General features: G+C 65.5%; 10 protein-coding genes and 1 pseudogene. 4 read left to right on the forward strand and 7 right to left on the reverse strand.

The features are described from left to right. The 3 genes and pseudogenes from ACTS1X_RS02570 to ACTS1X_RS02580 form a co-directional block, all read right to left on the reverse strand. A pseudogene (locus ACTS1X_RS02570) lies at positions 1 to 319 on the reverse strand (ornithine carbamoyltransferase); the annotation flags it as partial. After that, entirely contained in the window at positions 316 to 1,500 is a 1,185-nt protein-coding gene (locus tag ACTS1X_RS02575; protein ID WP_442612821.1) for an aspartate aminotransferase family protein, read from the reverse strand. The pseudogene ACTS1X_RS02570 and the gene ACTS1X_RS02575, both read right to left, overlap by 4 nt. 110 nt (positions 1,501 to 1,610) lie before the next feature. Next, a complete protein-coding gene (locus tag ACTS1X_RS02580) occupies positions 1,611 to 2,465 on the reverse strand; it encodes an ABC transporter permease (RefSeq protein WP_442612822.1) in 855 nt (284 codons plus the stop codon). Between the two features lie 71 nt (positions 2,466 to 2,536). Here ACTS1X_RS02580 and ACTS1X_RS02585 point away from each other — a divergent pair, with 71 nt between their 5' ends. From ACTS1X_RS02585 to parE, 4 genes are read left to right on the forward strand one after another with little or no spacing between them, the layout of a single operon-like run. Then, positions 2,537 to 3,187 carry a GcrA family cell cycle regulator gene (locus tag ACTS1X_RS02585; RefSeq protein WP_442612823.1) on the forward strand — a complete coding sequence of 217 codons (651 nt, stop codon included), beginning with the start codon at positions 2,537 to 2,539 and terminating at the stop codon, positions 3,185 to 3,187. 12 nt (positions 3,188 to 3,199) lie between these two features. After that, complete coding sequence (locus ACTS1X_RS02590; protein ID WP_442612824.1) at positions 3,200 to 3,451, forward strand: hypothetical protein; 252 nt, start codon at positions 3,200 to 3,202, stop codon at positions 3,449 to 3,451. A 57-nt stretch (positions 3,452 to 3,508) separates the two neighbouring features. Beyond that, on the forward strand, positions 3,509 to 4,528 hold the full coding sequence (locus ACTS1X_RS02595) for a phytanoyl-CoA dioxygenase family protein (protein WP_442612825.1): 1,020 nt from the start codon (positions 3,509 to 3,511) through the stop codon (positions 4,526 to 4,528). A gap of 33 nt (positions 4,529 to 4,561) precedes the next feature. After that, positions 4,562 to 6,544: a DNA topoisomerase IV subunit B gene (gene parE / locus ACTS1X_RS02600; RefSeq protein ID WP_442612826.1), complete on the forward strand. Its 1,983-nt coding sequence runs from the start codon at positions 4,562 to 4,564 to the stop codon at positions 6,542 to 6,544. A gap of 28 nt (positions 6,545 to 6,572) precedes the next feature. On the opposite strand, the gene ACTS1X_RS02605 is transcribed toward parE, so the two are convergent. From ACTS1X_RS02605 to ACTS1X_RS02620, 4 genes are read right to left on the reverse strand one after another with little or no spacing between them, the layout of a single operon-like run. Continuing rightward, positions 6,573 to 7,127 (reverse strand): GNAT family N-acetyltransferase, encoded by a 555-nt coding sequence (locus tag ACTS1X_RS02605; RefSeq protein ID WP_442612827.1) that lies wholly within the window; start codon positions 7,125 to 7,127, stop codon positions 6,573 to 6,575. After that, the gene (locus ACTS1X_RS02610; RefSeq protein ID WP_442612828.1) at positions 7,127 to 7,882 is read right to left on the reverse strand and encodes a LysR family transcriptional regulator; all 756 of its coding nucleotides are present in this window, start codon (positions 7,880 to 7,882) and stop codon (positions 7,127 to 7,129) included. Before ACTS1X_RS02610 ends, ACTS1X_RS02605 begins: the two co-directional genes overlap by 1 nt. After that, positions 7,879 to 8,277: a Co2+/Mg2+ efflux protein ApaG gene (apaG, locus tag ACTS1X_RS02615; protein ID WP_442612829.1), complete on the reverse strand. Its 399-nt coding sequence runs from the start codon at positions 8,275 to 8,277 to the stop codon at positions 7,879 to 7,881. The genes ACTS1X_RS02610 and apaG overlap by 4 nt, the downstream gene beginning before the upstream one ends. Further along, the gene (locus ACTS1X_RS02620) at positions 8,274 to 9,482 is read right to left on the reverse strand and encodes a trans-sulfuration enzyme family protein (RefSeq protein WP_442612830.1); all 1,209 of its coding nucleotides are present in this window, start codon (positions 9,480 to 9,482) and stop codon (positions 8,274 to 8,276) included. Before ACTS1X_RS02620 ends, apaG begins: the two co-directional genes overlap by 4 nt. Positions 9,483 to 9,696 lie beyond the last annotated feature (214 nt).

The raw sequence follows: 9,696 nt of genomic DNA on the forward strand, positions 1-9,696 counted from the left end.
TCATGATCGCGTCGACATAGCGGGAGAGCACGCGCGCGGTATCGGCGACCGTCTCGCCCCGGCCGAGCTGCATCGTGCCGGCATCGAGGACCATCGACGAGCCGCCGAGCTGGCGGATCGCGATGTCGAACGAGGTTCGCGTGCGGGTCGAATTCTTCTCGAAAATCATCGCCAGCACATGGCCGGACAGCGAGGGATGATCGTCGGCCGCGCCTTTGGGCTTGTCCTTGCGGGCGGCCTTCGCGGTCAGCGCGTCGTCGAGGATCGCGGCCAGCGCGTCGCCGTCGAGATCGGCGATATCGAGAAAATGGCGCGTCATGACTCCGGCGCCTCGTAATCCCGCGCCGCCGCCGAGAGCAGCTCGACGAACTCGGCGATATGGCTTTCCTCGATGTTGAGCGGCGGCAGCACGCGGACGACATTGTCGGCCGCGGCCACGAGCAGCAGGCCCTTGCTGCGCAGATAGGGCACGAACGGCTTGCTATCGACCTTCATCTTGATCCCGAGCATCAGGCCGCGTCCGCGCACGCCCTCGAACAGATGGTCGTGATTGGGGATCATCTGCTCGAGCGCCTGACGCAGCCGGTCGCCCATCTGCTTCACATGATCGAGAAAGCCGGGTTCGAGGATCACGTCGAGCACCGCTTCGCCCGCCGCCATGGCGAGCGGACCGCCGCCATAGGTCGAACCGTGCGTCCCGATGACCATGCCCGACGCCGCGTCCTCGGTCGCCAGGCAGGCGCCGAGCGGGAAGCCTCCGCCGATGCCCTTGGCGGACGCCAGGATATCGGGCTCGATGCCATACTGTTCATAGGCGAAATAGGTGCCGGTCCGGCCATAGCCGCACTGCACTTCGTCGAGCACCAGCATCAGGCCGTTGGCGTCGGCGAGCTCGCGCAGGCCCTGCAGGAAGGCCTCGCTCGCCGGGCGGATACCGCCCTCGCCCTGGATCGGTTCGACCAGGAAACCGGCGGTCTGCTCGTCGATCGCGGCCTCGGCGGCGTCGAGATTGTCGAACTCGACCGTTTCGAAGCCCGGCAGGACCGGCTCGAAACCGTCGATCATCTTTTCGGACCCGGCGGCGCTGATCGTCGCCATGGTCCGGCCGTGAAAGGCCGCCGAAAAGGTGATCAGCTTCTTGCGCCCGGGCGCTCCGTTCGCATGGTGGTAGCGGCGCGCGGTCTTGATCGCGCATTCGACCGCCTCCGCGCCCGAATTGGTGAAGAAGATCGTGTCGGCGAAACTGTTGTCGATGATCCGCTGGGCGAGGTGCTCCCCCTGCGGCGATCCGTACATGTTCGAGACGTGGATCAGCGTTGCGGCCTGGTCCTGGATCGCCCTGGTCAGGTGCGGATGGCCGTGGCCGAGCAGGTTGACCGCGATGCCGCTCGCGAAATCGAGATAGCGCTCGCCCTCTTCGCCGAACAGATAGGCGCCCTCGCCGCGCACCGGCCGGACCGGGCTGCGAGGATAAACGGGCATTAGCGGGGTGATCGTCATGAGGCGTTCCTGTTCGGCATTCGCAAAAGCAAAAGGCGGCCCCGATGGCCGCCACTGACGACGCATTATATCGGTCGTTGGCGGAGCGCGTCAAATGATCGCGCGCAACGTCAGCTCTTTATCTTCCAGCCCCGCACGAGCAGCCCGTAGCACAATGTGCACAGCGCCGTATTGAGCGCCAGCAGAACCACGACGCCCATCGTGAGATTGGAGTCGGACGCACCGATAAAGCCGTACCGAAAGCCCGAAATGACGTAGAAAAACGGGTTGAAGGCACTGACCGCCTGGAAGATCGGATCGAGCCGTTCGATCGTGTAGAAAGTGCCCGAGAGGAGCGCGAGCGGCGCGACGACGAAGTTGGTGACGGCGGCCGCATGATCGAACTTCTCCGCCCAGATCGAGGTCAGCACGCCGAACAGCGCGAGCATGATCGATCCCATCAGGCCGAAATAGACGATCGCCCAGCCGTGCCGCGGCGACACGTCGATGCCCCACAGCCACATCGCCCCCCAGACGGTGACGCCGACGCAGAAGGCCCGCGTCACCGCGCCGCCGACCAGCGCAATCAGCAGTTCGAGCGTCGAAAGCGGCGGCATCAGATAGTCGACGATCGTGCCCTGGATCTTGCCGACGAGCAGCGAGAAGCTGGAATTCGCGAACGCATTCTGGATCATGCCCATCACGATCAGGCCCGGCGCGAGGAAGCTGTTGAACGGGACGCCGAGAATTTCGCGGTCGCCGCGTCCCAGCGCCACGGTGAAGATGACGAGAAACAGCAAGGTCGTGAGCGCAGGCGCCCATATGGTTTGCAGCTGCACCTTGAAGAAACGGCGAACCTCCTTAATGTAGAGCGTTCGCAATCCAACCCAGTTGACGAAGGGGATCGCGGGTACGCCCGGTTCGGGCAGTGTTCGGGTTTCCGGCGCGTGGCAATCGGGATCGCGCGATTGGGGCTGGTCTGACATTGCCAAGGCGACTATCCGCTGCGGCGTGGCCCGGCAAGCCAATTGGGCTTTTGAACTAAGAAGGAAAATTGATGGCCTGGACCGACGAACGCATCGATCAGCTGAAGAAGATGTGGGAAAAAGGCATGACGGCGAGCCAGATCGCCGAAAGCCTGGGCGGTGTGAGCCGCAACGCGGTGATCGGCAAGGCGCATCGCCTCGGCCTCAAATCGCGGCCGTCCCCGGTCAAGGCCAAGGACAGCAAGGCGAAGAAAAAGGCCGCGCCTAAATCCAAGGCAGCGCCCAAGGCGAAGGCGGCGCCGAAGCCCAAGCCGGCGCCTGCCGCCAAGCCCCAATCTGCGGCACCCAAGACCGAGGACGCCGCTCCGAAAGCGCCGCCGCCTTCCGGTCCGCAATATCGCTCGATCGGCCCTGGCGGCTTCACCCGCCAGTCTCCCGCCGACCAGCAACCCTTGCCGCCCGCGCCGCCGCGCCGCCTCGTGCCGCAAAAGCTGGATCCGGAATATGAGAACAAGACGGGCCTGCTCGATCTCACCGAACGGATCTGCAAATGGCCGATGGGCCATCCCGGCGAATCGGATTTCCATTTCTGCGGCGAGCCGGTGAATCCGGGCTTTCCCTATTGCGTCGAGCATTGCGGCCGCGCCTATCAGGCGCAGCTGCCGCGCAAGGACCGCCGCCCGCCGCCGCCGCTGCCCTTTGGCGGCCCGCGAGTCCGTTAAACTCCAGGCGCGATGGCGCTTTTTCTCGTCTGGCACGAGCCCGGCTCGGCGATCGATGCCGAGCTTTTACACGCGCTCGACCATTTCCCGCTCCAGCCGGGCCTGATGCTCGTCGATACCGAACTGACCCGGTCGAAACTCTATCATCAGGTCAAATGGGCCCTGCCCCATGGCACAGCCCTGCTCACCGCGCCGCTCGAAGACGCGCCCAAGTTCAAGGGGATGGAAACCGGCGCGCTCAATTGGCTGCGGGCGCGCGGCTGACCGCCGGCCGGCAAAAGCGTCTTCGCCTTCGAAACAAAGCAGGGTATTGAGACGCGCATGAACCCCGCCCGCTACCTCCTCGCGCCCTGGTGGATCGCGCAGCTCGCCACCGGCGCGAAAAGCTTTCGCGACAATCCGATCATCGGCTCGCACCGGCTGAACGCGCGCGGGCTCCACGTGGCGCGGGTGAAACGCGCGCATGCGATGGCGTGGAAACGGCGGGAGAAGCTCGCGAAGTTGATCGATCCGACGGACCGCGAGGCCTTCGACCGGGACGGCTTCGTCGCCAAATCCGATTTCCTGCCCGCCGACCGGTTCGCCAGGCTGCGCGATGCGGTGTTCGCCCATCGCGGCCCGGCGCGCGACATGGTGCAGGGCGACACGATCACCCGCCGGTTCGCGCTCGACCCCGATCTGCTCGCCAAAATCCCCGAAGCGCGGGCGCTGCTGCAAAATCCCGACTGGCGCGGGCTGATCCGCTATGCGGGCAGCTTCGACCAGGAGCCGCTGACCTATATCCAGTCGATCCTCTCCCATGTCCGCGCGGCAGACCCCGATCCGCAGACCCATTTCCACGCCGATACCTTCCACCCGAGCGTGAAAGCCTGGCTGTTCCTGACCGATGTCGCCGAGGATGAGGGACCGTTCTGCTACGTCCCCGGCTCGCATCGCCTGACGCCCGAACGGCTGGCCTGGGAAAAGGCGATGAGCATGAAGGCGCCCGAAGGCGTCGACCGGCTGTCTTCGCGCGGGTCCTTCCGGGTCGAACGCGGGGAACTGCCGGAACTCGGCCTGCCCGAACCGCGCGCCTTCGCCGTCCCCGCCAACACGCTGGTCGTCGGCGACACCTTCGGCTTTCATGCCCGCGGGCCGTCCGTGCGGCCATCCGTGCGCGTCGAGATATGGGCCTATGGGCGGCGCAACCCCTACCTCCCCTGGACCGGCCTCGATCCGCTCAGCCTGCCGGGCGTAGCGGAGCGACGCGTCACCTATCTATGGGGTTTTCGCGACCGTTGGAAACGCTTTGTCGGCCAGCCCTGGCGCGACGTTGGGGATAAGTCGCCGACCGAGCGCTAGCGCTGCGACTCCGCGATTCTTATATCGGCGGGCATGACCGACCTGTTTGCAGGCCCTTCCGGCGGCAATACGCCCGACGATTATGACGCCTCCTCGATCGAGGTGCTCGAGGGCCTGGAGCCCGTGCGCCGCCGCCCCGGCATGTATATCGGCGGCACCGACGAGCGCGCGCTTCACCATCTCGCCGCCGAAGTGCTCGACAATGCGATGGACGAGGCCGTCGCCGGCCATGCCAGCCGGATCGAGATATCGCTCGAACCCGGAAACCGGCTGACGATCACCGATAACGGCCGCGGCATCCCGATCGACCCGCATCCGAAATTCCCGAAGAAATCCGCGCTCGAAGTCATCATGACGACGCTCCACTCGGGCGGCAAATTTTCCGACAAGGCCTATGCGACGTCCGGCGGGCTGCACGGCGTCGGCGTGAGCGTGGTCAACGCGCTGTCGGTCGAAACGGTCGTCGAGGTCGCCAAGAATAAGGAAGTCTGGCGGCAGGGTTTCTCGCGCGGCGATCCGACATCGAAGCTCGAGAAGATCGGCGACACGCCCAACCGGCGCGGCACCACGATCGGCTTCGTGCCCGATGCGGAAATTTTCGGCGACAAGGCGAAGTTCAAGCCGCAGCGCCTCCACCAGCTGGCGCGTTCCAAGGCCTATCTGTTCGCCGGCGTCGAGATTCGCTGGAAATGCGACGAAAGCCTGATCAAGGACGACACGCCGATCGAGGCCGTGTTCCAGTTTCCGGGAGGTCTCGCCGATCATCTGGCGGAGGAGGTCGGCGAGCGCGCCTGCGCGACGAGCGACTTCTTCACCGGCAAGCAGGATTTTCCCGACGGGCAAGGTTCGGTCGAATGGGCGGTCGCCTGGCCGCTCTATTCGGACGGCGCCTACAGCTATTATTGCAACACGATCCCCACCCGCGACGGCGGCACCCATGAAGCGGGCCTGCGCGGCGCGCTCGTCAAGGCCATCCGCGCCTTCGGCGAGCTGGTGGGCAACAAGAAGGCCGCCGGGATCACCGCCGAGGACATCATGGCGGGCAGCGAGCTGATGCTCTCCGTCTTCCTCAGGGATCCGCAATTCCAGAGTCAGACCAAGGACCGGCTGACGAGTCCCGAAGCGGCGAAGCTCGTCGAGAACGCCGTCCGCGACCATTTCGACCATTTCTGCACCGACAATATGGAACGCGGCAAGGCGCTGCTCACCTATACGATGGAGCGGATGGACGAGCGGCTCCGGCGCAAGGCGGAGAAGGAGGTCAAGCGCAAGACCGCGACGAGCGCGCGCAAGCTGCGCCTGCCCGGCAAGCTGACCGACTGTTCGGAAGCGGGGCCGGAGGGCACCGAACTGTTCATCGTCGAGGGCGACAGCGCGGGGGGATCGGCCAAGCAGGCGCGCGACCGCAAGATCCAGGCGATCCTGCCGATCCGCGGCAAGATCCTCAACGTCGCCTCGGCGACCTCGGCCAAGATCCTGGCCAACCAGGAGATTGCCGACATCATCCTCGCGCTCGGCTGCGGGACGCGCGAGCAATGCGATCCCGAGCAGTTGCGCTACGAACGGATCATCATCATGACCGACGCCGATGTCGACGGCGCGCACATCGCGACCCTGCTGATGACCTTCTTCTTCCAGGAGATGGGGCCGATCGTGAAGGCCGGAAACGTCTTCCTCGCCCGCCCACCCCTCTACCGGCTGACCGCCGGCGGCACGAGCCATTATGCGCAGGACGACGCCGAACGCGCGGAGATCGAGGCGACGGTGTTCAAGGGCAAGAAGGTCGATGTCGCGCGCTTCAAGGGTCTCGGCGAGATGAATCCCAAGCAGCTGCGCGAAACGACGATGGATCCGGAGACCCGCTCATTGCTGCAGGTCACGCTGCCGCAGGAATTCCAGCAGGAAGCGGGAGTCCGCGATTTGGTCGACCGGTTGATGGGCAAGCACCCCGAACACCGCTTCGCGTTCATCCAGGCGAACGCGGCGATGCTGGATGAGGACGCGATCGACGCCTAGCGGCGACTGGACGTCGCACTTTGTTACGTCATTGGTCTTCGGTCTTTTTGCCCGCGGCGCCTTGCCACTCCCGCCCGAGCAACCCCCAGACGATGCTGTCGCGCACGCCGAGATGCGTCGTCCATTCCTCGCGCAGATAGCCCTCGCGCTGGAAACCCAGCTTTTCGAGCAGCGCGTTCGAGCCGTGATTGTCCGGATCGGTATCCGCGGTAATCCGGCGCAGGCCCATCTCGCCAAAGCCATGGTCGATCACACGCGCGACGGCCTCGCCGACATAGCCCTTCCGCCAGTGGCTGCGGCGGAGATTGTAGCCGATCTCGGCAATGCCCTCCCGCCCCGGGATCAGGCAGACCCAACCCAGCGCCTCGCCGCCATCCTCGGTGATCGCCCAGGTCAGATATTTGTCATCGGTCGCGTTGACGCGGACATAGGCTTCGGTTTCCTGCACGGTCTTGTGCGGTCCGCTCGACCAGTAACGCATCGCCTCCTCGTCGGAGAAGAAATGATGCATGGCCTCGGCATCCTCGACGACCAGCGGCCGCAGGGTCAGCCTCCCGGATTCCAGCGTCGGGAGCGCGGCCATCAGGCCGTCAGCGCGGTCACCAGATCGCGCACCTTTTTCTGCCGCCATTGCGGGAGCGGCGCCATCAGCCAATAGGCGCGCTGCGCCTCCTCGCTCTCGCCGATTTGGGCGCCGGCCGCCTCAGCCAGCAGCCGCGGCACGCGCGCCTTGCCGATCCCGGCCATCGCAGCCTCGAGCGCGAGGCCCGCATCGGCGACGATCAGCCGGATCTCGTCGGCGCTGCCGCCTTCCCAGCAGATCGTCTCGCCCTCGCCCACCCACACGGCCTCGGGTTCGGCCAGCTTGATGCCCATATGGTCGCCCGGCCCGTCGGCCAGCCGGATCGCGAGATCGAGATTGGCCTCGGTGAAATCGAGCGGTTCGTCGCTGGCGATCAGCTGGAACCGCATGTCGGGATCGGTCTTCCCATATTCCGCCAGTCGCGGGAACAGCCAGTAGCGGCTGAAATCGCGCGGCGCGGCGATGGTGAGGCGGTTGGAGGACTGGCCCTGGCGCATGGCGCGGACGCTGTCCTCGAACTGGAGGAACCCCGCGCGCAACGCATCGAGCCCGCGTTCGCCCTCGGGCGTCAGTTCGAGCCCCTTGGGCGTGCGGCGGAACAGGACGACGCCGAGCGTATCCTCGAGCGCGCGGATCTGCTGGCCGACCGCGGCCGGCGTGACGGCGAGTTCGTCGGCCGCGCGCGTAAAGGAGAGATGGCGCGCCGCCGCGTCGAACACGCGCAGGCCGTTCAGGGGCAGAAGCGTTCTTTTCATCCGGTGACTGCGGGCCCTGCCAGCGGGAAGCGCGGTATGACGGCCTCGAATTCCGAGCCGTCCGCGCGCCGCATCGTGTAACTGCCTTCCATCGCGCCGGTCGGCGTCGTCAGCGGGCAGCCCGATACATAGTCGAACGCCGCGCCCGGCGCGATCATCGGCTGTTCGCCGACCACGCCTTCGCCTTCCACTTCCTGCCGGAAACCGCGCCCGTCGGTGATATACCAGTGGCGGTTGAGCAGCTGGACCGGCGCGTCGCCGCAATTCTCCACGCGGATATGATAGGCCCAGAACCAGCGTTCCTTGGCGAGCTCGGACTGTTCGGGAAGGAAGCTGACCGAAACGCGCACGATCACATCCTCGGTCTGCGCCGCATGGGGGAAGAGCGCGTTCACAGCCCCGCCGCCTTCAGCGCGCCGTCAAGGTCCGCGATCAGATCCTCGGGGTCTTCGAGACCGACATTGATCCTCAGCATCCCTTCCTCGATCCCCATCTCCGCGCGGACGCTTTCATCCAGCCCGCTATGGGTGGTCGACGCCGGATGCGTCATCAGGCTGCGCGAGTCGCCGATATTGTTCGAGATATCGACGAGTTCAAGCGCGTCGAGCAGCGCATGCGCCTGGGATCGCCCGCCATCGACATAGAAGGAGAAGATCGGCCCGCACGCATCCATCTGACTCATTGCGAGATTATGCTGCGGATGGCTGGCGAGACCCGGATGCAGGATGCGCGGAACGCGGCCTTCCAGAAATTTCCCGACGGTCACGGCATTCTCGCTCTGGCGGCGGATCCGGAGGTCGAGCGTCTCCAGTCCCTTCAGGACCACCCAGGCATTGAATGCCGAGAGCGTCGGGCCCGTGTTGCGGGTGAAGGGCAGCAGGGTCTCGAGGATGAATTCCTCGGTCCCGCAGATCGCGCCGGCGAGCACCCGGCCCTGCCCGTCCATCATCTTGGTCGCGCTATAGGCGACGATGTCCGCGCCGAACTCCATCGGCCGCTGGAGCGCGGGGGTGGCGAAGGCATTGTCGACGATCGAGACGATGCCGGCATCGCGGGCGATGTCACAAACCGCTTTCAGATCAACGACATCCATGGTGGGGTTCGCAGGCGTTTCAAAGAAGAAGGCCTTGGTTTCGGGGCGGATCGCCGCCTTCCAAAGATCGGGATCGCGGGCGTCCACCGTCGTGGTCTCGATCCCGAATTTGGGAAGCAGCGTGTCGGTCAGCCAGCGGCACGAGCCGAACAGGGCGCGCCCGGCGACGACATGGTCGCCGGTTTCGAGCTGGCAGAGCAACGCGGCCGTCATCGCCGCCATGCCGCTCGCCGTGCAGCGCGCCGCTTCGGCACCTTCCAGCAGCACGATCCGCTGTTCGAGCATCTCGACCGTCGGGTTTTGCAGCCGCGAATAGGTCATGCCCGATTGTTCGCCGGCGAAGCGGTCCGCGGCATCGGCTGCGCAGTCGTACGCATAGCCGGAGGTCAGGAAGATCGCCTCCGACGTCTCCCCCCATTCCGAACGCGCCGTGCCGCCGCGCACGGCCTGCGTTGCGGGCCGCCATTTGGCGGTGATGTTGCGGTCCTGGCCGGTGTGGCGTTTCATGCACCATGCCATGCCAAGCGATGGTGCACCGCGTCAATCCGCTTCCTGGGCTTTGCAGGCGCGGTTTCCCGCGAATATGTTGGAGGGTGCAAAGGAGAAATAGCATCATGACGATACTCGGCATCCGCTTCTGCACCGTGAAGCCCGAACAGGAAGCGCGCGATATCGCGGCCTTTCTGGGCTCCGAAGGCTGGAATTTCGCCGAGCGCGACAT

This window comes from Parasphingopyxis sp. (genome assembly GCF_052168275.1).
In the GTDB taxonomy this organism is placed as follows: Bacteria; Pseudomonadota; Alphaproteobacteria; order Sphingomonadales; family Sphingomonadaceae; genus Parasphingopyxis.